General features: G+C 64.6%; 18 protein-coding genes and 1 pseudogene. 8 read left to right on the forward strand and 11 right to left on the reverse strand.

Annotated elements, in window-relative coordinates; translation table 11 throughout:
* On the forward strand, positions 1-969 hold a 969-nt coding region (locus ACQKPE_RS20825), incomplete at its 5' end, for an MFS transporter (RefSeq protein ID WP_427668515.1).
* Between the two features lie 257 nt (positions 970-1,226).
* On the opposite strand, the gene ACQKPE_RS20830 is transcribed toward ACQKPE_RS20825, so the two are convergent.
* Together ACQKPE_RS20830 and ACQKPE_RS20835 are read right to left on the reverse strand one after the other, a co-directional pair.
* On the reverse strand, positions 1,227-1,901 hold the full coding sequence (locus ACQKPE_RS20830) for a hypothetical protein (protein ID WP_427668517.1): 675 nt from the start codon (positions 1,899-1,901) through the stop codon (positions 1,227-1,229).
* Positions 1,902-1,913: 12 nt separating this feature from the next.
* Positions 1,914-2,651, reverse strand: coding sequence for a HupE/UreJ family protein (locus ACQKPE_RS20835; protein WP_427668519.1), 738 nt, complete (start codon positions 2,649-2,651; stop codon positions 1,914-1,916).
* 515 nt (positions 2,652-3,166) lie between these two features.
* Here ACQKPE_RS20835 and ACQKPE_RS20840 point away from each other — a divergent pair.
* Positions 3,167-3,472, forward strand: coding sequence for a metal-sensing transcriptional repressor (locus tag ACQKPE_RS20840; protein WP_427668521.1), 306 nt, complete (start codon positions 3,167-3,169; stop codon positions 3,470-3,472).
* Between the two features lie 27 nt (positions 3,473-3,499).
* The gene (locus tag ACQKPE_RS20845; RefSeq protein ID WP_427668523.1) at positions 3,500-4,228 is read left to right on the forward strand and encodes a TraX family protein; all 729 of its coding nucleotides are present in this window, start codon (positions 3,500-3,502) and stop codon (positions 4,226-4,228) included.
* A gap of 100 nt (positions 4,229-4,328) precedes the next feature.
* Here the strand turns inward: ACQKPE_RS20845 and ACQKPE_RS20850 are convergent, their stop codons facing one another.
* The 7 genes from ACQKPE_RS20850 to ACQKPE_RS20880 form a co-directional block, all read right to left on the reverse strand.
* On the reverse strand, positions 4,329-4,460 hold the full coding sequence (locus ACQKPE_RS20850) for a YHYH domain-containing protein (protein ID WP_427668525.1): 132 nt from the start codon (positions 4,458-4,460) through the stop codon (positions 4,329-4,331).
* Between the two features lie 137 nt (positions 4,461-4,597).
* Positions 4,598-6,439 carry a peptide transporter gene (locus ACQKPE_RS20855; RefSeq protein WP_427668527.1) on the reverse strand — a complete coding sequence of 614 codons (1,842 nt, stop codon included), beginning with the start codon at positions 6,437-6,439 and terminating at the stop codon, positions 4,598-4,600.
* Between the two features lie 4 nt (positions 6,440-6,443).
* Positions 6,444-10,277 carry a beta strand repeat-containing protein gene (locus ACQKPE_RS20860; protein WP_427668528.1) on the reverse strand — a complete coding sequence of 1,278 codons (3,834 nt, stop codon included), beginning with the start codon at positions 10,275-10,277 and terminating at the stop codon, positions 6,444-6,446.
* 12 nt (positions 10,278-10,289) lie between these two features.
* Positions 10,290-13,319, reverse strand: a complete 3,030-nt coding sequence (locus tag ACQKPE_RS20865) for a porin (protein WP_427668529.1) — start codon at positions 13,317-13,319, stop codon at positions 10,290-10,292.
* Positions 13,320-13,361: 42 nt separating this feature from the next.
* Positions 13,362-14,357: an alpha/beta fold hydrolase gene (locus ACQKPE_RS20870; protein ID WP_427668530.1), complete on the reverse strand. Its 996-nt coding sequence runs from the start codon at positions 14,355-14,357 to the stop codon at positions 13,362-13,364.
* 174 nt (positions 14,358-14,531) lie between these two features.
* Positions 14,532-14,864, reverse strand: coding sequence for a helix-turn-helix domain-containing protein (locus tag ACQKPE_RS20875; protein ID WP_427668531.1), 333 nt, complete (start codon positions 14,862-14,864; stop codon positions 14,532-14,534).
* Complete coding sequence (locus ACQKPE_RS20880) at positions 14,861-15,205, reverse strand: type II toxin-antitoxin system RelE/ParE family toxin (RefSeq protein WP_427668532.1); 345 nt, start codon at positions 15,203-15,205, stop codon at positions 14,861-14,863. The genes ACQKPE_RS20875 and ACQKPE_RS20880 overlap by 4 nt, the downstream gene beginning before the upstream one ends.
* A 318-nt stretch (positions 15,206-15,523) precedes the next feature.
* On the opposite strand from ACQKPE_RS20880, the gene ACQKPE_RS20885 reads away from it, so the two are divergent.
* The gene (locus ACQKPE_RS20885; RefSeq protein WP_427668533.1) at positions 15,524-17,116 is read left to right on the forward strand and encodes an argininosuccinate lyase; all 1,593 of its coding nucleotides are present in this window, start codon (positions 15,524-15,526) and stop codon (positions 17,114-17,116) included.
* A 45-nt stretch (positions 17,117-17,161) separates the two neighbouring features.
* Here the strand turns inward: ACQKPE_RS20885 and ACQKPE_RS20890 are convergent, their stop codons facing one another.
* Positions 17,162-18,376: a cation:dicarboxylate symporter family transporter gene (locus tag ACQKPE_RS20890; protein ID WP_427668535.1), complete on the reverse strand. Its 1,215-nt coding sequence runs from the start codon at positions 18,374-18,376 to the stop codon at positions 17,162-17,164.
* A 134-nt stretch (positions 18,377-18,510) separates the two neighbouring features.
* Between ACQKPE_RS20890 and ACQKPE_RS20895 the strand changes: the two genes are divergently transcribed.
* Positions 18,511-19,443 (forward strand): LysR substrate-binding domain-containing protein, encoded by a 933-nt coding sequence (locus ACQKPE_RS20895; protein WP_427668537.1) that lies wholly within the window; start codon positions 18,511-18,513, stop codon positions 19,441-19,443.
* On the opposite strand, the gene ACQKPE_RS20900 is transcribed toward ACQKPE_RS20895, so the two are convergent.
* The gene (locus ACQKPE_RS20900) at positions 19,426-20,301 is read right to left on the reverse strand and encodes a LysR family transcriptional regulator (RefSeq protein WP_427668539.1); all 876 of its coding nucleotides are present in this window, start codon (positions 20,299-20,301) and stop codon (positions 19,426-19,428) included. The two genes, ACQKPE_RS20895 and ACQKPE_RS20900, sit on opposite strands and share 18 nt — an antisense overlap.
* 251 nt (positions 20,302-20,552) lie before the next feature.
* Here ACQKPE_RS20900 and ACQKPE_RS20905 point away from each other — a divergent pair, with 251 nt between their 5' ends.
* From ACQKPE_RS20905 to ACQKPE_RS20915, 3 genes and pseudogenes are all read left to right on the forward strand, one after another.
* Positions 20,553-22,079, forward strand: a complete 1,527-nt coding sequence (locus tag ACQKPE_RS20905; protein WP_427668541.1) for an MFS transporter — start codon at positions 20,553-20,555, stop codon at positions 22,077-22,079.
* A 126-nt stretch (positions 22,080-22,205) separates the two neighbouring features.
* A pseudogene (locus tag ACQKPE_RS20910) lies at positions 22,206-22,709 on the forward strand (MCP four helix bundle domain-containing protein); the annotation flags it as partial.
* Positions 22,710-23,243: 534 nt separating this feature from the next.
* Complete coding sequence (locus ACQKPE_RS20915; protein WP_427668542.1) at positions 23,244-23,837, forward strand: methyl-accepting chemotaxis protein; 594 nt, start codon at positions 23,244-23,246, stop codon at positions 23,835-23,837.
* The last annotated feature ends 62 nt before the right edge of the window (positions 23,838-23,899 follow it).

Consider the following 23,899-nt stretch of genomic DNA (forward strand, 5'->3'; position numbering starts at 1 on the left):
GCTGCATTTACCCCAACGTTCCAGGCCACCATTCCCGACATCCTTCCCGACGAGCGCGAATACACCAGGGCCCTGTCGCTGTCTCGCCTAGCCTATGACCTGGAAAGTGTCATCAGCCCGATGCTCGCGGCATTACTGCTGACTGTGGTCAGTTTCCACAGCCTGTTTGCCGGCACTGTCGTGGGTTTCCTGGTGTCTGCTGCGATGGTCGGCAGCGTAATTTTGCCGGTCGCCATTCGAGGCCCAAAACGCAGCATCTACGAGCGAACCACCAAAGGGATGCGGATCTTCCTGCGTACACCTCGGCTACGGGGCTTGCTCGCGCTGAACCTGACCGTCGCGGCGGCCAGCGCGATGGTCATCGTCAACACCGTCGTGCTTGTGCAATCCCAGTTTGGTCTGGCGCAAAGCTCAACGGCCATGGCGCTTATGGCATTCGGTGCAGGCTCGATGATTGTTGCTCTGGCATTGCCACGTCTGCTCGAGCGTTTGGACGACCGCAAGGCGATGCTTGCTGGCGGCGCGGTGCTGGTCGTTGGTTTGATGCTTGGAGCCTTCGTCAACAACTATTGGAGCCTGGTGGCGTTGTGGCTGGTGCTAGGGGCAGGCTACTCATTGGCTCAAACGCCTTCAGGTCGAATACTGCGGCGCTCATCCACCTCCCAAGACCGCCCAGCATTGTTTGCTGCCCAATTTGCCTTGTCTCATGCCTGCTGGTTGATTACCTATCCCCTGGCTGGATGGCTGGGCGCAAGTGTCAGCCTGACCGCATCGTTCATTGGCCTGACCCTCGTGGCAGCAATCGCGTGGTTACTGAGCAAGCAGATCTGGCGCCCTGAGTATGACGACGAGGTGGTCGCTCATGCTCATGACGACTTGCCTGAGGACCATCCCCACGTTGTTGAAGGCAAGGCACACGCTCACACGTTCGTGATCGATGAGCACCACCACAAATGGCCAGGACGCTGACTCGGTAGGCACAGAACAGTCAAAACGAATTACGGGGCCTGTAGGCCCCGTAATGTTCAGTCATTCGTGCGAATGGCCATGGCCATCTGAGCCCGAATTACTTTCGGTTTCATTGCCACCGCAGGCGGCCAGCAGGCCAAGCAGACAGATCATCAGGAGGGAACGGGTCAATTTGATAGCCATTTCAGTCATTTCCGGGATAGTCGAGTTCGGTTAAGCCGGAGCCCGTGCAGTCATGCACGTGCCCCGGCTGCGGATCATTTCTTGAGGTTCAGATAGTCACCAGATGTCTTCAACGTAACGGTCACGTTGCCGGAGGTGCGGTTACGCCAGAACCAGCCGTGGGTACCGTCGAACAGCGCAGTCAGCTCGCCACTGTCGCCTTTCACCTGGCGACCTTTGCTGTAGCTGTGGAAGTCGCCCTGGGCAGCGTTGTAGGTCTCACCATGGGTGTCGTGGTTGACCGGCGCGGAGGCGGTCCATTCATAAGAAACGACGCTTCCCTTGACCATCTCCAGCTTGATCTCACGACCCTCACCAGGTTTGAGGGTCACCGTCACCTCATCGGACTTCGCCGCCGACTTCGAGGCAGCGGCCTGGGCCGGTTCCGCGATAGCCACCTGTTGCACAGGCGCCGGAGCTTGAACAGGTGCAGGAGCAGGTGCAGGTGCGGCGGCCACAGCAACAGGCGCTTTGGCTTGCTGTGCAGCCTGCTCATCCGCCAGGGCCTCCTGAGCCAAGCTGATCTTGATTTCACCCATCTGGGTGAGGCCCATGGCACGGCCGATGCCAGTTGGGTCTACTGCATATTCCGAAGGCATCACGACGGTAACCAGCAATCCCATGGCAACTGCCAAAGCGATAACTGTGGAGCGGATGAGTTGACGGCTGGGCGGCAGTTCGCTTGCCGAAGGAAGTGGAGAATTGAACATGGTCGAAAGTCCTCAGGCAGAGATAAACAGGCCGGCAATTTGGTAACCCATCAGCAGGAAACCGGCGCTCATCATGGCAACGTTGGCGGTGTAGGCATGGCTCCAGAAGCTGGGCGTGCGACGCCAGATACCCATCAGGATCAGGATCGCGCTCAACGCCAGCAGTTGACCGATCTCGACACCTACGTTGAAGGCAATCAGGTTGGGGATCAGGCCATCGGCCGAGATCTCGTACTCCTGGATCTTGGTGGCCAGGCCGAAGCCGTGCAGCAAACCGAAGATCAAGGTCGCGGCCTTGGTATCAGGCTGGTAGCCGAACCAGCGCTGGAAGGCACCCAGGTTGTCCAGCGCCTTGTACACCACCGAGAAACCGATGATCGCGTCGATGATGTACGAGCTGATGCTGATTTCCGTTAGCACCCCGAACAGCAGGGTGACCGAGTGGCCGACGGCGAACAGCGTGACGTACAGGCCGACGTCCTTCAGGCGGTAAAGGAAGAAGATGACGCCGAAGAGGAACAGCAGGTGGTCGTAGCCCGTCATCATGTGCTTGGCGCCCATGTAGATGAACGGGATCAACATCACCCCAGTGCTTTCTTGAATAAAGCCTTTGTCGCCTTCCGCTACGGCGTGGGCCAGGGCTTCTGGCATGCCGATGAACAGTGAGGCAACCAGCAGGAACAGCAGGGCCAATGGGCGGCGTGCGCACGTGGCGAACAAACCCCCACCCCTTATCGAGTGCAGATGCATGGATAAATCCTTTCTTGCAATGATCGTTAGCCGCAAATCGGCTCTTGTCAGGCGGCAAGGACAGGACGAGGTGGGCGCTCGATACGGGAAACAGGTGGGCGAGGCACCGAGTCGCCGGGCAGTGCCAAGCGAACAGAGGGCTCGAAGGTGGAGAAAAGCTGTGTGGCAGAGGTGAGCTGCGGGGTCTCGTGCTGATGGTCGGGGGTCAGCGGCGAGTGGTAGTGGTCCGTGCACTGGGCACAGGCCCACGCCGATTCACCGTGATCATGACCATGTTGGACTGTCTGCTGGCTGTATACCGGGTTCTGTGTGGGCACCGAAAGCGAATAGGCATGCCCGGTCCAGGCCAGTAGAAAGGCCAGAGCCAGAAACACAGTCATGGTCGCTGAAAGTAGACCGCGAGACATCCTGATGCCTTAGTGACGGATACGGGAAAGCAAAAAGAGCACGTTTGACATAACCCCCCTGGGGGGATAGGGTGCAAGCCTAATGTAAAGCCATCCGGGACTCAAGCCATGACCGAGCACGTCCATGAACATACTCATGGCCATACCCATACTCACCAGAGCCACGAAGCGATCATCAAACGCCTGAAGCGAGCTGACGGGCACCTGCGCAGCATCATCACCATGATCGAAGAAGGTCGCGAATGCGTGGATATCGCTCAACAGCTGCATGCTGTCGAGAAGGCGGTTTGCCAGGCCAAGCGCACCCTCATCCAGGACCATATCGATCATTGCCTGGAAGACTCGGTAAATGCCCTGAGCAAAGGCGATCGGTCGGCGATCGACGAGTTCAAGCAGATTACCAAGTATCTGTAGAACCGGACTGGTGCCTGGAAGCCTGTCGTGAATCAAGCCGCGGCGCAGCGGCATGCCGGTCAGGACCTGATCAAATGGATCGCCTTGATCACCATGGTGCTCGACCATATGCGCCTGGTTTGGCTCGCAACCAGCAACTTGTTTGTCATCGGGCGCCTGTCGTTCCCTTTCTTCTGCTTGGCCTTGGCTATCAACGTTTCACGTACTCAGCCGGGAGATTTGTTTACCCGCAGCAATGGTCGCTATCTCTCCCTCCTCGTGCTTTTTGCCGCCCTTTCGGAAGTTTGTTATCAGCTGATAAGCACGTCAGGAAATTACAATGTCCTGGTGACATTGGCGTTGGGCTTGCTCGTGGCCTGGGGGGCCCAGCACAAGACGCTCGAAAGCCTGGTGCTTGCAGGCGGGGCGCTCATAGCGGCTTACCTGCTCAATGATCCACTGATGTATGGCTTCTACGGCGTCCTGCTACCCACCGCATTGCTCTTGGCCATCAGGCGCCCGGAGTACTTCGCTCTGCTGCCCGTTGTTCTGTGCGTCGTGATTAACGCTCGAACCGGGCTTTGGGGAAGGGCAGTGCAGCTTGAACCGTTCGCTATTCTCGCGCTGCTGATGGCTGCCTTGGCGCCCCTGCTAGGTTTGGCGCTTTTCTGGACTTCAGTGCCCTTCAAAGTTCCACCCGTCAGGCAGTGGAGCTACTGGTTCTACCCGGGTCACCTCTTGGTTCTGCTGGGCATTCGAAATTGGCTTTGGGCTTGATGGCGCGGGGGAACGTGAAAAGCAGGGATGGTATGGACGCGACTTGAGCTGGCGTTATCGAGGTAGATAGCGCCAGCAGTGGTTAGCTTGCCAGATCGGCTCAGTGGCAGTGGCGCTCACCGGTCTTGTGGTTGGTGTGGCAACCCTGGGCGTCGGTACCGCCGCTGTGTGCAAAAGCGGCCACCGAGGAGAACGAAAGCAAAGCTGCGATCACCAGCGAAACGATTTTCATCAGGCTAACTCCATGCTTGGTTATTTTTTAGGAGTGGCATCCGCCACTGGCTGCCAGTATGGCCAAGTGCCGCTATTGAGCAAGGGGCGGGCGCTACGCTGGACGTAGAGCCAGACGAGCGGCTTGAGAACTGGCGTCTACAACCTTCGCCCCAACAGCGCCACCAGGTGCTCACCGAAAATCTCCGGGCGGCCTTGGAACAAGCGCTGCAACGGCTGCCCACCCGCCAGGTGCGCGTACAGCGGTGCCCGTGCGCTGTAGTCGCCCGCCATGCGCACCGCCGCTTCGATGTACGCCTCGGGGGTATGGGTAATGGTCCAGTCCGGCAACCCGGCGCGGCGGAACAAGCCTTCGTCGATATGCTCGAACACCTCCGCGCCGGTCTTGCACACCCCAGGCAGCCCCAGGGTGAAGGCGTCGATGATGCCGTTGGTATTGCCGAACGGGAACGGGCTCAGGAACAGGTCGCAACGCTCGAAGGTGGCCAGGTATTGCGGGTAGGGCTGGTGCGGATGCACCAGGGCATCGCCCAGGTAACGCTGGATCAGCCGCTGCAACTGTGGGTACAGCAGGCCCTGGGCCTGGCCGACCAGGAAGTGGAAACGCACGCGCTTGCCGTGCTGCGCCAGGGTGCGCTCGGCGATCTGCTGGCAGGCGCGCAGAAAACCTGGGTTGAGCTTCATGGTGGTGGCGGCCACGGCGATCGCCACCTCCTGCTGATCGATGCGTTCGCGCGGGGTTATCTGCACCTCGATGGCTGAGGGCCGATAAGGCTGGCCATCGCTGGGCAGCAACAACAGGCGCTCGCTGAAGCAGTCTGGGTCGCCAACGAAATCCTCCTCCACGCTGATGTAGTCGACGTGCCGGGAACCGGTGGTCGCCGGGTGGCCCAGCGCCGCCACCTGCAGCGGCGCCAGGCGCAGGTTGGCGATGAACAAGGTCAGCGGGAACATGCCGACGCTGGGCATGTACAGCACCTGCGGGCGCAGTTCCTCAGCCAGCTGGCGAACCTGGCGCACGCAGGCCAGCAGGTCGTCCGGGGCCTTGAGCTCGATGAAGTGCTCGAACACCTCGCGGCCCAGGGTATCGACGTTGTTCGCGTAGCCAACCGCCCACAGCTCGAAGTGCTGGCGTGCGGCTTCCAGGGTGCGCGAATGGGTGCGGTAGATCGAGTGCGCCCCCGAGAACCATTCCAGCACCACCAGCATGCGTGGCTTGACGCTGCGCTCAGCAGGCTTTGCCGACAACGAGGCGATGCCTTCGGCGGCCAGCTTGCGTTCGATCAGCCGGCAGATCGAACGCTTGATGCGGTGACGCTCGGGCAGGTCGGCGTAGCTGCAATGCATGTACACGTCATGGATGATCGCCAGCGGCAACTGGTCGAGGCTGTCCAGGGTATCCAGCCGTTGTGGCAGCCAGGCCAGCAGCGCCTCGCGCTTGGAGTGGGCGGCGGGGGTGCCGAGAAAACGCGGCGACAGCAAGGCCATGAACAGCGCCAGGGCCAGCGCCGGGTCCTGTTGCCAGAGCAGTTCCACATCCAGGGGCAGCTGCGACTCGGCCGAATACAGCAGGCAGAACTTCACCAATTGCGCAGGCGCGACCTCGAAGCGCTGGCTGCCTTGGCCGTGCAGGTTGAGCGCCCGTAGGATGTGGTCGGCGTTGATGAACGGGCTGGCGGCGAACAGGGCCGAGAGCCAGCGCTGGAAGTTGATCAGCTGTTCGAAGCCGGTGGGGCTGACCTGGAACTGCGGGTCGCTGAACAGCGCGCTGATGGCGCAGGTCAGGCGGGTCAGCACGTGGGCTTCGAGCTCTGCCGCCGGCACGGCGGGCGACACCGACAGCACGAACTGCTCGGACAAGCGGCCATAGTGACGGTCGATGATCAGCAGCAAGCGCACCAACTCCCGGGCGGCCTCCTCGTGCTGGCGCGAGTAGCAGAGCTGTTCGAAGCGCTCCAGGGAGAACGGGGCTTGGCTCATGTTCTCAGTCCTCCTTGGCGGGGGTGTCGCCGAGCAGCGCCAGGTCCAGGTGCACCTGGTCGACCCACGGCTGCAACGGCGTCTGCCGGTAGTCTGGGTACAGCACCTGGCTCCAGCTCGACTGGGTCATCTGCTGCTGCTGATAGGCACGCGTCGCCTCACTGCTTTGCGGCAGCGCACTGGCGCTGACCAGCCCGCCAAGGCGCTGCACCAAGGCCCCGCCGTTGGTCACGAACTGGGTGCTGTCGCTGCCGTGTACCAGGTGGCTGCCAGCGCCCGAGTCGGCCTCGAGCAGCAGCACGCCCTGGTCGACGGCCAGGTAGTTGTTGCCGCTGGCGAAGTTCAGCGCCGGGCCGCTGTCGCTGCGACCGCGCAGGGTGAGGTTGCCGTTGGCGCTGCTCGCCACGCGGGTGACGCCCGTGCTGGTGCCGTTGAAGGTAATGCCAGCAGCGCCGTTGTTGCCGGTGCCGTCGAGCAGGATGTCGCCACCGGCCGATTGCAGGTTCACGCCATTGCTGCCGCTGCGCAGGAAGATGCCATTGGCGCTGGGCCCGCCGTTGCTGCTGCCGGTCAGGCTGAGGTTGCCGCCCTGGGTGGCCAGGGTCACCGAACTGCTGGCGCTGGAGGGGTAGAAGTGGATGCCGTTGCCGCGCTCGGAATGGCCATTGAGACTGACCGAGCCGCTGCCGGTGGCGCGCAGTTCGGTTTGCCCGGTGAGCATGCTGATGCCATTGCCGCCGACCGCACGGCCATCGAGGCTGAGGGTGCCGTTTTCGACGCTCAGGCGGTTGACGCCGCTGCTGTAGAAGTCGATGGCGTCGCCCGCTGCCGTGGCGCGGCCCACCAGGCTGACATTGCCGCTGCCGGTGGTCTGGATGATGTTGGTGACCCCGAGCAGGGCGATGCCGTGGTCCAGCTCGTCAGAGTTGGGCGAATGGAAGTTGCCGTCGAGCAGGATGTTGCCGCCTTGGGAGCTGATGCGGTTGGTCGAGGCGGTACCGCTGCCGCCCAGGGCAATGGCATCGGAGGTGCCGACCGAATCGCCGCGCAGGGTGATATCGCCGGTGCCGCTGGTAATGTTGACGCCCTGGGAACTGCCGGTGGAGTTGAGGAAGATGCCATAGCCGCCCCAACTGCTGGCGCTGGTGCCACTGACCAGGATATCGCCGCTGCCGCTGGCCAGGTCGATGGAGGCGCCAACGCCTGAGGGCGCAAGGTCGACACCGCGCCCCGAGACGCTGTGGCCGGTAAGGGTGAGGTTGCCGCTGCCGGTGGCTACGCGGATGTTCGAGTAGGCGCCGCTGGCGTCCATGAACAGTGCGCGGAACGAGCCGGAGCCGGTGTTGACCACGCTGTTGTCGGCAGTCAGGCGTACATCGCCCGCGCCGCTGGCGATATTGATCCGCGAGCCTGGGTTGCCGGGAGTGCCGCTGCCCGAGGTCACCAGCGCCAGGGCCGGGGTGCTGCCGCCGGTGCTGTTGCCGTCGACGCTGATATCGCCGTCGCTGGTGAGGTTGATCGAGGCGCTGGCGCCGGTCACGTTGAGGATGGTGCCGTAGCTGGCGCCGCTGTCGCCGCCGAGCACGATGCGCCCGCCATCGGTGCCCGCCAGGTTCACTGCGCCAGTGCCCGAGGCCGCCAGGTACAGGCCGCGGCTGGTGCTGCTGGTGCCCTTGACGGTGAGGGTGCCGCTGCCCACCGACAGATTCTGGGTGGAGCCACTGGCGGTAGAGCACACCAGCACGCCGAAACCGCTGGCGGCGTTGCCGCTGAGGGTGACGTTGCCCGAGCCGCTGGTGGCGATGCTGTTGCTGGTGCTGAACACCCGCGCGCCGTTGCCGCCACCGAGGTTGTCGGCGCTGATGGCGATGTTGCCGGCGCCTGTGGTGAGCAGGTTGCTGCCGCCGGTGAGGATGAACGCATCGCCCGTGCCGCTGGTGCTGGCCTGGCGGGCATTGATGCTGATATCGCCGCCAGCGGCGTCAAGGGTGCTGCCGGATATGTTCACGGCTGTAGCGGTGGAGCCGGCCGCCAGGGTCGCCGAGGTGGCGCCACGAATGCTGATATCGCCGCCATTGGTGGTGATGCGCGTGCCGTTGCTGATCGACACGCCGCTGCCGCTGCTGACGTTGGTGCTGGCGTAGCCATTGACCGGGTCGGCGGCGCTGCCGATGGTGAAATTGCCGCCGTTGGTGCGCACGGTCGCGTTGTTCAGCGCCACCGAGCCGTTGCCGCTGTTGTTGAAGTTGGACAGCATCGACACGTTCAGCGACTTGCCGTCGGCGTTGCTGATGCTGGTGCCGTTCATGTTCACGTTGCGGTGGGCGATCAGGGTCAGGCTGGCGTTGCCCACGGCCTGCACGTTGTCGAGCACGTTGATGTCGCCGGAGGTGCCGGCCCCCGAGGAGGTCTGCACGATGATGTTGGCGCCTTCGCTGAGGGATGCGTTGAGCGTGGCGGAACTGAGGTTGGAACTGCGCCCGGCGTTGGGGGTGAATGGGCTGCTGCTGGAGGTGCCGTCGTTGGCGCTGGCGGTGATATTGATGTTGAACGGGTCGAGCAGCCAGGTGCCGCCTAGGCCTGCGGCCGCACTGAGGTTGACCCTGCCGGTGACGTCGAGCATGTCCCCGGAGGTTTCCACCAGGCCGCCACGGCCTTGCTCGCCGCTGCCGATCACGCTGATGGCGCCTTCGAAGCGGGTGCTTTCGCGCGACCAGAGAATCACCTTGCCGCCATCGCCCTGGTCGAGGGCATCGGCGTGAATGCTGGCGTCCTTGCCCATGTAGGTGGCGTTGGCCTGGTGCAGCGGGCCGCTGCCCTGGTAGTCGCCGCCCAGCAGCACGGTGCCGCCGCCTTGGCTGCCAGAGGCGTCGATGCGCGCCTGGTCGAACAGGCCGACGTATTCGCCGGTCATGGTCACCGCACCGCCACGTTCGCCAGCGTTGCGCCCAGAGACATCCATCACCCCGCTGCTGGCCACCACGCCGCTGTCGCCGCCGTCGAGCACGATGCGGCCGTTGCGCTGGCCGAGGCTGCGCGCCTCGATCACGCCTTCGTTGTTGACCACGCTGCCGAGCATCGCGTCGTTGGCCCGCGCGCTCATCAGCACGGCGCCGCCGTCGGCCTGGATCAGGCCCTGGTTGGCCACGCTGGCGCCAAGGGCGGCCTGGTCGACCTGCATGTTGATCAGGCCGTCGCCGTGGTAGTCGAGGGTGATGGCCTCGCCACCGCCGAGCACCACCGAGCCCATCTTCGCCACCACCGTGCCTTCGTTGCGTACCTGGCCGCCGAGCAGGGCGATGCTGCCGCCGTCGGCAGCGCGCAAGGTGCCCTGGTTGATCACGGCGCCATCGCCTTTGCCGGCGAAGCGCAGGCGACCGGCCTTGAAGTCGTCGTCGTTGATGTCCAGGGTACTGGCCACCAGGCCGCCGACGTTCACCGCCGCGCCGTTGCCGAACAACACGCCGCTGGGGTTGATCAGGTACACCTGGCCGTTGGCGTTGAGCTGGCCGAGGATCTGCGAGGCATCGCTGGCGGTCACCCGGTTCAGCGCCACCGCCGAGGCATTGGGCTGGTGGAAGTTGACCTGGGCATCGCGGCCAATGTTGAAGCGCTCCCAAGTGGCAATCATCTGCTGGCTGTTCTGGGTGATGTCCATCACGTTGCCAGCTTGGTTGATGCTGCCTGAGCCTGCGCTGATCTGCCCGTTGGTGGGCAGGGCGCCGGCATCCAGGGCCAGGGCGTGCAGCGGCATCAGGCCGTGCATCACGCACAGGATCGCGTAGCTGAGGGGCTTGAGCGCAGGGCGCTGGGTACGACGGGAAGGGCTGCGGTTCACGGTCGTCTCTCCTCAGAAGGTGTAGTTGATGCCGGTGCCGATGGCGTTGATCGTGGTGCCCACGCCCGGCGAGTAGCCGCTGGCGGCGAAGGCGCCGACCACGGCGAAGTTGTAGTTGGCCAGTGCTTCGTTCTGCAGCAGCACGTAGTGGGCGAACACTTCGGTGTTGCGGTTGAAGCGGTAGCCCAGGCCCAGGGCGTACTGGCGTGCGCCCATGCCGCTGGTGTCGCATTCATAGCCTGCTGCGGAAATCATCTTGCAGTCGCCGGCCAGCGAGCGGGCGTAGCTGGCCCGGAACCGCCAGGCGCCCATGCGGTGGCTGACGCCGAGCATGTAGGCGCGGCGGCTGTAGTCGGAAAGGTCGCTGACGTTGAGGCTGTTGTTGATCACGCCATCTTCCGAGTAGTGCAGCTCGTCGGCCACCAGCGACAGCTCGGTGTTGCCGATACGGTAGCCCAGGCCCAGGCGGTAGCTGTAGTCGTTCGACGAAGTACCGTCGGTGACATGGGTGTTGCTGCCCACGCCGCGTGCGTTGCGGCCAAGGCTGGCGATACCGAAGTAGTCGACGTGGCGTTCGGCGGCGGCCACGGCGGTGAAGTTGCCTTTCTCGTAGGTCAGGCTGCCGCCATAGATATAGCCGTTACCAACGTCCTCGGCGGCCTTGGTGCCGTTGTTGGAGTAGGCCAGCTTCAGGGTCAGGCCGTGCCACTTGGGCGACCACCAGGCGACCATGCCGGACTGGCGGCGGTTGAACGCGGCATCAGAATTAGCGCTGGTGTCTTCGGTGCCCACCGGGCCGTTGACGTTGCTGGCCAGGCCCACGTTGAAGCCCGGCGAGCCGATGATGTTGTAGTAGGCGCCGGCGGTCTTGCCGTTGAACGGGTCGAGGCCGGTGGTGCTTTCCTTGAGCGGCATGTCCCAGTTGCCGTAGAGCAGGGTGCCGAAGCGGTCGTCGTCGAAGGCCACGGCGGAGTTGCGCAGGCGTGTGTTGGGCGAGATCGACTCGGGTGCGCTCTGGTCGCCGTCGAGGGTGTAGTTCACCGAGATGCCGTATTCGAGCTGCCAGAGGATGCGCGAGGTGTCGGTCATCGGAATACCGGCGCGTGCGCCGACGTAGGAGACGTTGTCGCGGGCCCGCAGGTAGCTGGACATGTTGCGCCCGTTGGGGGTGGCCAGTTTGGTCTGGTCGGCGGGGCCGGCGCGGGTGGAGTCGCGCCGGTCGATGTACTCCGGCACCAGGCCCAGCGAGCCGTACAGGGTCAGTTCGGTGCTCTTGTCGCGGAAGTCCTCGCGGGTGCCGAGGTCCTTGGCCAGGCCCGCGAAGGCTTGCGGGGTGCCAGTGACCGACAGCCAGAAGCGCTTGGAGTCGTGTTCGTCGCTGGTGGGCTCGTCGCCATTGGAGAACGCTACGCTGGCGTTCATCACCAGGTCGCGGTGGTAGACATTCAGGCCCACGCCGTAGCCATGGCGGCTGAGGTTGTTTTCGCTGTCGTCCCAGGGGTTCTTGTTGACCCGCACACGGCCGGCGTCGGCGAACAGCGCGCCTTCGGCGATGGCGCCGCTGAAGCTGCCCAGGTATTTGCGCAGCTCCACGCGGCCGAGCACACCTTCGTCGCCTGCCGCTTCGCCTACCCCGTAGGCGCGCACGCCATTGGGGCCGCCGAGGGTGAACTTCTCCGAGCTGTCGAGGTTCTTGTCGGCCCACTGGCCGCTGATGGCGGCATACAGCGAGTAGCCGCCACCCAAGGCTTGCAGGCGGCTGAACGAGAAGTTGCCTTTTTGGTAGGTGCCATTGGCTTCGGCAGTGAGGGCGTCGAGGGCTTCGTCGAGCGGGGTGCTTTTGTCCAGGCGGCCAATGCCGTAGCCCAGGCTCCAGCGGTTGCTGCCGGCCCAGCTGTCGCGCCAGTCGCCGTACAGGGTCAGGCCGCGGAACACGGCGTTCTTCTTCACCGCGAAGTTACCGGCGGCGTCTTCGAAGCGGCGGTGCTCCTGGGCCAGGTTCAGGCCGATGTTGGCGTCGCGGCTGCGCAGCAGGGAGGCGTCGAGGAACAGCGACGATACCTCGGCGCTGCCGTCGGCATCGGCGGTCTTCAGGCCTTTGCCGAGGCTGTATTCCATTTCCGCGTAGCTGGCGCCGACGCTCACGCCGCTGGCGCCCAGTGGCTGGCGGATGCCCACGCCGCGAATCTCCAGGCCTTCAAAGCTGTTCTGGGTGTTGAAATAGAGGCTTTCGCCGAAACCCAGGGCATCGTTGAGGCTGACGTTGGTGCTGACGCGGCCGCTGCCGGTGTAGTAGTTGCCGTGGTTGTCGGCGCTGACGCGGCCGGTGAAGGCGGTCATCTCGCTGAGCTTGAGCACGATGTCGGCGGCGCCCGGCTGGCGCGACGGCTGTAGCACGGCACGTACCGAGACACCGGCGATGTCCGACAGGCGCAGCAGCACGCGTTCCAGGTCCTGCTCGCGGATCACGCTGCCGCTGGGCAGGGCGTCGATGAAGCGTTGCTGCATGCCTGCGTTCAGGCGCACGCCGGGCGCGGTTTCGGTACGTACCTCGCCGACCTTGCCTTCGCTTACTGCGATGGCGACCACGCCGCCGTCGATTTCCTGGGGCGGCAGGTAGGCGCGGGCGACCAGGTAGCCCTGGCTGCGGTACAGCGCAGTGATGCGCGCGGCGGCGGCGCGCAGGCCGGGCAGGTCGAGTTCTTTGCCGACGTCCGCCTGCAGTTCCTGTTGCAGGCGCGAGGCACTGATTTCGCGGTTGCCGCTGAGGGTGAAGGCGCTGACCTTGAAGCGAATCGACGGGCCTTGCTGGGCCGCCGCTTCACGGGGTTCGTCCGGTGCCTCGATGCGCACGTTGCCCTTGGGCGCCTGTTGTGGCTGCTGGGCAGGGCGCAGGCTGTCGCGGTTGTTGTCGAACAGGGTACCGGCGTTGGGCAGCGTGTCGGCCTGGGCGTGCGCCGCCAGCAGGCTGGCGGCGAGTAACGTCAGGGCGTGCGGGTGCAATGCCCGGCGCATGCGGGGGCGAAGTGAAGTCGGAGTCATGGCGGGCTCTTTTTGTTGTTTTTGTGGGGTTAGCCGGGTGGATCAGCGCGTGGGGAACAGGTCCTCGGCAACGCGCTTGGCGCTGAACAGGCGGGCGGCGTTATGGCCGACGCCACTGACCTGGAACTGCGGGTGCTCGATGGGGATGGCCCACTTCTGCGCCAGGAAGCGGTCGTAGCGCATGTAGTTGAGCTGGCGCTCGACCCGCGTTTCACCTTGCATCTCGGCGCCGCAACTGGCGTCCATGACCCGGTCGCGGGGGTTGTTGTCGCGCTGGCCGACCATGTAGGTCACCTGGCGCGCCGCGTAGCGCTGCACGACCTGGGCGGTGCTCAGGCCCTGGCGGGTGAAGTATTCGGGGGCACGCTCCAGGCCGTAGCGGTAGCGGTTGTAGCTGGGGCACATGACCGTGAGCACCGGCTTGAAGGCGCCGTCCTGCAGGCGGTTGTCATCGACGTACAGGTACGACGAGGGGCTGGAGACCACGTAGCGCATGGCAATGCCGGTGCCGCGCAGGCGCTGGTCGCCGTCGCCGAGCAGGGTGTAGCGCTGCATCAGCTGGCCACCGGCGGAATGGCCGATGAACAGGATGTCCTTGAGCTTGGGGAAGCGCTGGCGGTCGGCGAGGTAGGCAAGCAGGTCGTCGAGCACGGTGAACGCGGCGATGCCGGGGCGGCCGCTGTCCGACTCGGTGCCGTGCATCCATTTGTCCTTGGGCCACAGCGGCATGTCGTCGCCTGCGCGGCGGTCGCTGGGGGTGAGGAAGTTGGGGGCGATCAGCAAGGTGTCGCTGGCGTTCAGGCCAGCGTTCTGTAGCAGAGACTCGCCGTTATCGAAGTAGTCATCGGCGTTGCGCTTGACCCCATGCACCAGCACCACGGCGTGTTGCACGGGCAGGCTTTGCTGGTGCAGGTCGGCGTTGGCGAAGGCGACGAAATTGTATGGCTGGGCTTGGCCCAGGCGTAGGGTCTGCGGGGCTGCGCTGGCTGCGGCGGGTAGCGACAGCAAGATGACCAGCGCAACGAGCATCCAAGCCATGGGGGAACGATGGTGAGACATGCGACACCTCGGCATATCGTGCTGCGCCGTGTATCCATATGGGTGGATCGATCGGCTGTTGGAGTTATGTGAACGATCCTAACAGGGGTTTTTTCCTAGATAAAATATCTTGAATAGGTGTTCTTGATACTCAAAAAATATGACGCTGAGCGCCTAACCAATCTGTAGACGTACCGGTTTACCCACGCGGCTCAACATCTCCACCAGCGTATCGATGGTGAACTTTGCGGTTTTCTTGTTTACCACATCGGATACCCGTGGACGTGAAACCATCAGGATCTGGGCGGCTTGCGCCTGCTTCAGCTGGTGCTTTGCAATCCAATCGGCCAGCTCCGTCATCAATTGCTCCTTGAGCTGCTGGGTATCGTTGATGTGCTGGCGCGAAGCCGCTTGCAAGCGTTCGGCCTCTTCGGCCGGGAAACCCAGTTCGGTGAACAGGTTCTTACCCGGTTGGGTGATGTGGCGAATCTCGGTGTCGATCTTCATGGTCTGGTTTTTCTCGCGTTGGCCACGGCGCGATAGCGCGTTGTGGCGATGTCTTTATCTCGCTTGCTTGTTGCCTGCGTCTTCTTCTGGAAGCAATGCAGGATGTACAAGGCCTCCTCGAACTTAGCCACATACATCACCCGGAAAATTCCGCAGGTATCGCGAATTCGGATCTCACGGGTTCCAACACCAACGTCATCGAATGGCTTCCAGTCCTCCGGATCGAGGCCCGCCTGGACTTTGCTCAACTGGAAACCGGCATCGCGGCGTGGCTGCTCGGGGAAAGCCAGCAGGTCTTCGTAGGCTGACCCAACCCAGCGGATCTCTTTTTCGTCTTGCATTCATGGCCCTTGTATAAAAATTTATACACAAATCCGGTGGCCGTAAAGCCACGCTCGGAAATGCGGGCCGAGGCTAGGTGGGCGAGGTTCGATGGCGCAACGGAGGAAAGGGCGGTGAAAGTGTGTTTATGAAAAGGACTACAGCGAAGTGGGAAACGGCGCGGAATTCAAGTTGCCGGATCACACCGCAATTGCCAGTTTGAATATTTGTTAAGTATTAATTTGATATTTTTAATATATTTTTAATCTCAAAAAGACGCCGCTAGCATCCACCTCACGCTCGCCGTTCCCTGCGCGATGCTCTGCGGAATCGACAACATGAGAACAACAAGAACCCTGCTTTCCCTGGCCGTGGGCTACGCCTTGCTGGTATCCGCCAACGCCTACGCCGCCAACACTGCCGACCTGCCCTGCAAGACCACCGCCGAGTGCGCTGAGCAAGCGCGCAAGATCGGCGCCAGCGTGGACAAGTCCGCCCTCAAGGGTGGCCGCCAGGAAAGCCAGTTCGACTGGCTGAACCGCATCAACAAGGCCTCGATCGTGATGCTCACCGAAGAGGGCATCGTCGGCCCGCAGATGGGCAAGCAGATCGCCGGTGGCGTGCGCTACGCCATCGACCAGGCCACGCAGCCTGACGGCAAGCGCCCCAGCGATGTGCTGCAACTGGAACAGTTGATGATCGACAAGATCGGCCCCGAGGCCTCGTTGATTCACTCCGGGCGCAGCCGCCAGGACATGTACGCCACCTACCGCCTGGCATCCTTGCGCGCCGAGGTGCTGGACTACGGCGATGCCCTCAACACCACCCGCGAGCGCCTATTGAAACTGGCCTCGGTGCACGTCGACACCCTGGTGCCGGCCTACACCAACGGCGTGCAGGCCATGCCGATCAGCTACGCCCACTACCTGCTGGCCTACGAGGCGGCCTTCGAGCGCGATGCCCAGCGTATCCACGACCTGTATGCACGGCTGAACCTGAGCCCCATGGGCACCGCAGTACTGGCCAACTCCGGCTACCCGCTGAACCGCGAGCGCCTGGCCACGCTGTTGGGCTTCGATGGCTTGCGGGTGAACTCCTTGGATGCCAGCCAGGTGTCGACCTATGACATTCCGCTGGAGGCGGCGGGCATCGCCTCGTCCTCGGCGATTCGCGTAGGCGCGCTGATTGGCGATATCCACACCCAGTACCACCAGACCCGCCCCTGGCTGCTGCTCGAAGAAGGCTCCACCTACACCAGCAGTGCCATGCCGCAGAAGCGCAACCCGGGCCTGCTGATGCGCACCCGCGAGTCGGCCTCGGACGTGGTCGGCCTGGCCAACGCCACCACCATTCGCGCGCACAACGTCACCACCGGCATGACCGACTACAAGGCGGCATTCGACGACCTGGGGCTGTTCAAGTCGGCCGACGAGATGTTCGAACGCCTGGACATGGTGCTTGACGCACTGCAGATCAACCCGGCCCGCGCCGAGGAAGAACTGGACGCCGACTGGACCACGTCGATGGAGCTGGCCGACACCCTGGAGCGCCAGCACAAGGTGCCGTTCCGCATCGGCCACAGCTTCGCCTCGCTGATCGTCGAGAAGGCCCGCGCCGAGGGCACCCTGCCCAAGGACTTCGCCTATGCCGACGCCCAGACGCTGTATGCCAAGGCTGCGAAGAAATACAAATGGCAGGACGAGCAGCTGCCGCTGAGCGAGGCTGACCTGCGCGCCAGCCTGTCGCCACGGGCCATGGTGCAGAGCCGCAAGGGCACGGGCGGGCCGCAACCGGCCGAGGTGCGGCGCATGCTGGTGGAGGCGGGCAAGCGCCTGGGCGCCGACCAGGATTGGATGAAGCAGCACCGGCAGAAACTGGTGCAGGCCGATGCCGAGCTGGACAAGGCCTTCGACAAGTTGGTTGGGCAGTAACCTGTTGCGGTGAATGGCCAGGGCAAAGCCTTGGCCATTCACCGTTCAGCCCAGCACTTCGCGCAACCGCGCCCGATCCACCTTCCCATGCCAGCAGGCCAACGCCAGGCACGCCACGCAATTGCCCACCACGTTGGTCAACGACCGACACTTCATCAGCCGCTCCACGCCAATCAGCAGCCCGATGCTTTCCAGCGGCACGATGTCCAGCACGCTCAAGGTCGCTGCCAGGGTCACGAAGGCAGAGCCCGCGACGCTGGTCGAACCCAGCGAAGTGAACAGGCACACCAGCAGGATGCTCGCCAGCAAGGGCGTGTCCAACTGCACATGGCCCAATTGCGCGAGGAACACCACGGCCACCACCAGGTACAGGCCCGAACCATTGAGGTTGAAGCTGTAGCCGGCGGTGAGGGTCAGGCGTACGGTCTGGCTGTCGCAGCCTGCGGCCTCAAGCTTTTCCACCAGGCGCGGCAGGGCCGCCACCGAAGAGCCGGTGGACATCACCAGCAGCAGTTCTTCCTTGATATAGCCCACCAACTTGAGCAGGCGGCAGCCGATCAGGCGCAGCACCAGCAGCGGCACCAGCAGCAGGTAGGCCAGGCAGGCGGCGTAGGCGGCGACGACGAACTTGGCCAGTGGAATGGCAGCATCCAGGCCGTACTTGCCGATGATGAAGGCAATGGCGCCGAACGCCGCCAGCGGCGCGAACGCCACGATCAGGCGCATGGCGCGGAACACCAGCACGATGGCCCTGTCCAGTTGCCTCGCCAGCCTTCTGCCTGCCTCGCCGCCGCGCCCCAGCAGCAGGCCCGCCACCAGCGCGGCCAGCAGCACCTTGAGAATCGGGCTGTGTTCCAGCACGTTGAGCAGCAAGCCGGGCACCTGCGCCAGCAGCGGCCCTTCGCTTGCAAGCGAAGAGGCCGACCAGGCGTGGCTGGCGTCTTCCAGGCCTGCGCCGGGGCGCAGCAACAGGGCGACCGCCAGGCCGATCGACAGCGACAGTAGCGACATCAGTTGCCAATAGCCCACGGCCTTCAGGGCCAGGCGGGCGGTGGCGCGGTAGTCGCTGAGGGCCGCGGTGGCGGAGCACACCAGCACGAACATCACCACTGGCGCGCACAGGCCGATCACCGAAATGAACAGGTCGCTGAGCGGTTTCATTTCCACCGCCAGGTTCGGGTGCCATACACCCAGCAATGCACCCAGCACGATGGCCAGGAGCAGCAGGGCGAGGTCTGAACGGGGGCGGTTGAAGATCATAGGGACTTTGTTGTTATGGATTGGGGGGATTCTAGCCTGATGAGGGGAGGCCTGTGCCGACCTCTTCGCGGCACAGGCGACACCACGACCACACTTACGCCACAATGCCTGCGCCCACCCGCACCGGAGCCTGCATGGAACTTCGTCACCTTCGTTACTTCGTCATGGTCGCGCAAGAGAAGCACTTCACCCGCGCGGCGGCACGCCTGAACATGCAGCAGCCACCGCTCAGCCAGCAGATTCGCGCGCTGGAGCAGGAGCTGGGCTTCGACTTGTTCGTGCGCCATGCCAAGGGTGTCGACCTGACTGCCGGGGGCGAGGTGTTCCTGCAAGAGGCCACGGACATCCTGCAACGGGTGGAGCAGGGGGCGCAGAAAGCGGCGCGTACCGCCAAGGGCATCGAAGGTAGCCTGAGCGTCGGCTTCACTAGCTCGGCGGCCTCGCACCCGCTGATCCCGCAGCTCATCCGGCGCTACCGCGACCTCTACCCGGATATCCTCATCGGCCTGCACGAAGGCAACGCCCGCGAGCTGACCGATGAGGTGGCCGACGACCGCGTCGACATCGGTATTCTGCGCGCCCCGGTCGACCGCCCACGGGGCATCGCCTACCACCGCCTGCTCAACGAGGAATTGGTGCTGACCTTGCCGGTTGGTCATCGCCTGCTCGAGCGCGAGGGGGCCATTGCCCTGAAGGACCTGGCCGATGAACCGTTCATCCTGGTGCGTCGGCCCGGCGCGCCGGGGATGTACGCCAACCTGCTGCAAGCCTGTCGCAATGCCGGTTTCGAACCGAAGGTGGCGTTCGAGGTGGAGCGCATGCTGACCAACGTCAGCCTGGTGGCGGCGGGGGCCGGGGTGTCGGTGGTGCCCACTTCGATGTGCGGGTTCCACGAGCACAGCGTGGCCTACCGGCCTATCCGCGATGCCAAGCCGCGGCTGGCTGCGCCCATCACCTTGCTCTGTCGCCAGGACAACCCTTCGCCGCAGACCCTCAATTTCATTGCCCTGGCCCGCGAGCTGGGGGGCAATTTCCGCCGGGCGCGGCGCCTATCCGCTGCGTCCTGAGCGCACGCTGTCGAGGTAACGGCGTACCACCGGGGCTTTTTCGAAGCGCCGGTGCAGCAGGGTCAGCCACGAGCTGGCAGGGCTGTCGGCGATGCGCCGGTAGTTGACCTGCGGCAGACTGATGCGCTGTAGCACTGATTCGGGCACCACGGCCACGCCCTGGCCCAGCGACACCAGGGTGATGACCGCCACCAGGCTGCCCGGCTGTGGCCCCAGGCGCGGCACGAATCCGCCTTGGGCGGCCGCGGCCAGGGTGCCGGCGATCTGCTCGGGGAGGATGAAGGTTTCCCCGGCCAGGCGCGCAGCGGGTATTTGCGGCAACTCGTTGAGCCGTGAGCTGGCCGGCAAGGCCAGCACGAAACCTTCCTCATGCAGGTCGATGGCCTCGAGCTCGCCAGGCAGTTCCATCGGCGTGCGCACGTAGGCCAGGTCGAGCAGGCCGTCGCGCACCAGCAGCGGCAACTCGGCCATCGGCGCTTCGCGGATGTTCAGCAGCACGCCGGGGTGGCTGTGGGTGAAGTGCGTCACCTGCTGTTGCAGCATGCCGGAGTAGGCCGCCGAGGCCACGTAGCCCAGCTCGATACGCCCGACCTCGCCACGCCCGGCGCGCTGTGCGCCCAGTTGCGCGGCATCGAACTGGCGCACCGCGTGCTCGGCTTCCTCGCGCAAGGCCTCGCCAGCGGCGGTCAGGCGCACTTCGCGTTGGCTGCGCTGGAACAGGCGTACGCCCAGTTCCTTTTCCATGTCCTGGATCTGTCGGCTCAGGGTCGGCGGGGCAATGCCCAATTGCTCGGCGGCGCGAGTGAAGTGGCCGTGTCGGGCGACGCTGAGGAAGTAGCGGAAATGGCGGATCTCCATGGGGCCTCGTTAGCTGCTGGCTAATGACGCAGGCCGTGGGGGCTAACAAACACGGCGGCGGCTGGGGGTATCGTGTAGCCACACTACAAGGGTGCTGGCCTGGCGGCAAAGTGCACGAGCTTGGGCCTTGTGGTGGCGTTACCGGCCTCTTCGCGGGCAAGCCCGCTCCTACAGGGTCTGCGCTGCCCCTGTAGGAGCGGGCTTGCCCGCGAAAGGGCCTTCAAGATCACCCCCGCACCGGGAGCCTTGCCATGTCATCCGCCCGCTTCACCTTGCTCACGGCGTCATCCGTGTGCGCCCTGATCATTCTCGACACCAACATCGTCGCCGTCAGCCTGCCGAGCATCGCCCGCGACCTGTCCGGCTCGTTCGCCGATATCGAATGGGTGGTCAGCGCCTACCTGTTGGCCTTCGCCGCCAGCCTGCTGCCCGCTGGCAGCCTGGCCGACCGCTTCGGGCGGCGGCGCATGCTGTTGCTCGGCCTGGCACTGTTCGGCCTGGCCTCGCTGGCCTGCGGCGCAGCGCCCAGCCTGCTGTGGCTGGATATTGCGCGGGCGGCCAAGGGCATCGGCGCCGCCTTGCTGCTGACCGCCGCCCTCGCGGCCATCGGCCACCGCTTCCACGCCCCCGAGGAACGCCTGCGGGCCTGGGCATTCTGGGGCGCCTGCATGGGCGCGACCATCACCTTCGCGCCGCTGCTCGGCGGCCTGATCGCCAGCACCCTGGGCTGGCGCTGGATCTTCTACATCAACCTGCCGCTGGTGGCGGTGCTGGCGTGGATGGTGCTGCGCAGTATCGAGGAGTCCCGCGACAGCGCTGCGGCGCGCCTGGACCCGTTCGGCAGCCTGACCTTCGCGGGTAGCCTGGGCTACCTGATCTGGGCCTTGATCGATGCCAACCAGGTCGGCTGGGGCAGCGCACAAACCTTGGGCCGGCTGGTGATCGCCGCCTTCCTGTTCGGGCTGTTCGTGATGGTCGAGCGCAACCAGGCGCGACCGATGATCGACTTGCGGCTGATGCGCAGCGGTCGCTTCATCGGTGCCTTGCTCGGTATGTTCGCCTACGCCGCCTGCGCCCAGGTGATGATGACCCTGCTGCCTTTGTACCTGCAGAACGGCCTGCAACTGAGCGCCGTGGCGGCAGGCGCGGGTATGTTGCCGTTCGCCTTGGCCATGCTGCTCACCCCACGCCTGGGCATACGCCTGGCGGCTTCGCTGAGCCCGGCCCAGGTGTTCGCCCTCGGGTTGCTGCTGGTGGGGCTGGGCAACCTGCTGTGTGCGGCCGCCGCCGCATACGGCGGTTACCTGGCCTTCGCCCTGGCCAGCCTGGTGCTGGGCGCGGGGGCGGGCCTGCTCAATGGCGATACGCAGAAGAACATCATGGCCTGCGTGCCCCGTGAGCGCACCGGCATGGCGTCGGGCTTGAGCACCACCACGCGCTTCGGCGCCATCGTGCTGGCCATCGGTATTCTCGGCGGCATCCTCGCCAGCCGCAGTGGGCAGCTGTTGCGCGAGGCAGTGGCCGGTGTGGCGCCGGAGCAACTGGACAAGGTCGGCGACATGGCCGCGCGGGTCGCGGCCGGTGACTTGCCTGCGGCCCTGGCACTGCTCGAACCTGGCTTGCGCGAGGCGCTGGCGCCCTTGGCCAGGCAGGCGTTCATCGGTGGTTTCGAGACGGTGTTGCACAGCGCAGGCATCGCTGCGCTGCTGTTCGCCGTGGTGGTCGGCGTGTTGCTGGGGCGGCCGCTACCTGCGTTGCAGGCACAAGCAAGCCGATGATTTTATTCCATGGTTGGTATCAATCAGGACGATAGGAAGTTTTTCCACGACCTCGGTATAACGCTTCCTCACAATGATGGCAAAAAGCTGTTAGTCACTTGGGGGAGGGGCACTATGTTCAAGAATATGAGTATCACCCTGCGCTTGGCGCTGGGCTTCACGCTGGTCGTTGGCCTGATGCTGGCGATCACCGCCGTGGGCGTGCATCGAGTCGGCGGCATCGACGCGTTGCTGACCCAGGTCAGCGGCAACACCACGGTCAAGCAACGCTATGCCATCAACCTGCGCGGCAGTGTGCACGACCGCGCCATCGCCATCCGCGACGCGGTGCTGACCCACGACGAAGGCCAGCTCGCCGGTTTCCTGCAAGACATCAAGCAGCTCGACGCCTTCTACCAGACCTCCGCCGCGCCCCTGGGCAAGATGCTCGGCGACCCGCTGACCGCTGCCGAGGAACAGCGCCTGCACCAGGTGATCCAGGCCAGCGAACGCAACGCCCAGGCGGCCACCGCACAATTGCTGACGCTGCGTCACCAGGGCGATTTCGCCCAGGCCCAGGCGCAACTGCTGGGCCAAGTGGCGCCGGCCTACAAGGAATGGCTGCGCAGCATCAATGCCTTCATCGACCTGCAGGAAAAAGACGTGGTGCGCGACATCGGCATCGTACGCGACAGCGCCTCGGGCTTCGCCGGGTTGATGCTGTGGGCGGTGGCCCTGGCGGCCTTGCTCAGCGTGCTGGCTTCGTGGCTGATCATTCGCAGCATTCGCGACACCCTCGGCGCCGAGCCTGAAGAGGTAGCCCAGGTTCTGCGAGGCCTGGCCCAAGGCGAAATCGACCAGCGCGTGCGCAGCAGCAACCCGCAGAGCGTGATGGGCGCGTTGGGCACCACCAACCGCCACCTCACCGACATCATCGCCCAGGTCAACCAGGTGGCTACCGACCTGGTGGCCTCCTCGGCGCGCATGAGCCAGGGCCTGGCCAGCAACCAGGGGCGCATGCAGCAGCAGAGCGACGACACCCAGCACATGGCCGCCGCGATGCAGCAGTTGGTCGTAGCGATCAACGAAATCTCCAGCTACGCCGCCACCGCCGCCCAGGCCTCTGCGGCCGCCGACCAGGAAGTGGACGCGGGCAAGACCGTCGTGGAAGGCACGGCGACCTCCATGCACGAGCTGGCCCAGGTGCTCGAATCGGCCACCGAGGCGGTGTTGCAGGTAGCCGCCGACAGCCAGGCGATCGAAAGCATCATCGAGGTGATCAACTCGATTGCCGAGCGCACCAACCTGCTGGCCTTGAACGCGGCGATCGAGGCGGCGCGTGCTGGCGAGTTCGGCCGTGGCTTCGCAGTGGTGGCGGATGAAGTGCGTTCGCTGGCCAACCGTACCCAGGAGTCGACCCGCGAAATTCGCGGCATGATCGGCAAGTTGCAGGAGGGCGCGGGCAAGACTGCACAAATCGTCGGCGACAGCCGCGAGCGCGCCCAGGACACGGTGGAACGCACCAAGGTGGCGGAGCGTTCGCTGAACGAAATCCGCCGCGAGGTGGCCGCCATCAGCCAGATGAACAGCCAGATCGCCGCGGCTTCTTCGCAGCAGGATGTGGCTGCCGGCATGCTCAGCCAGGACATCACGCGTATTCATGCCTCGTCGCGTGAGGCGCATGCCGGCTCGACCCAGTTGTCGGGCGACAGCCGTGAGTTGCTGGCGCTGGCGGATTCGCTAGATAGCCGCATGGGCTTCTTCAAGACCCGGGCTTGATCTCCGGCCTCTTCGCGGGGCAGCCCCGGGCGGTCGGGGGTGGGGGGGGCCGGGAGGTGGGG

The sequence above is a fragment of the Pseudomonas sp. NPDC089554 genome (assembly GCF_050280645.1).
Taxonomy (GTDB): Bacteria; Pseudomonadota; Gammaproteobacteria; order Pseudomonadales; family Pseudomonadaceae; genus Aquipseudomonas.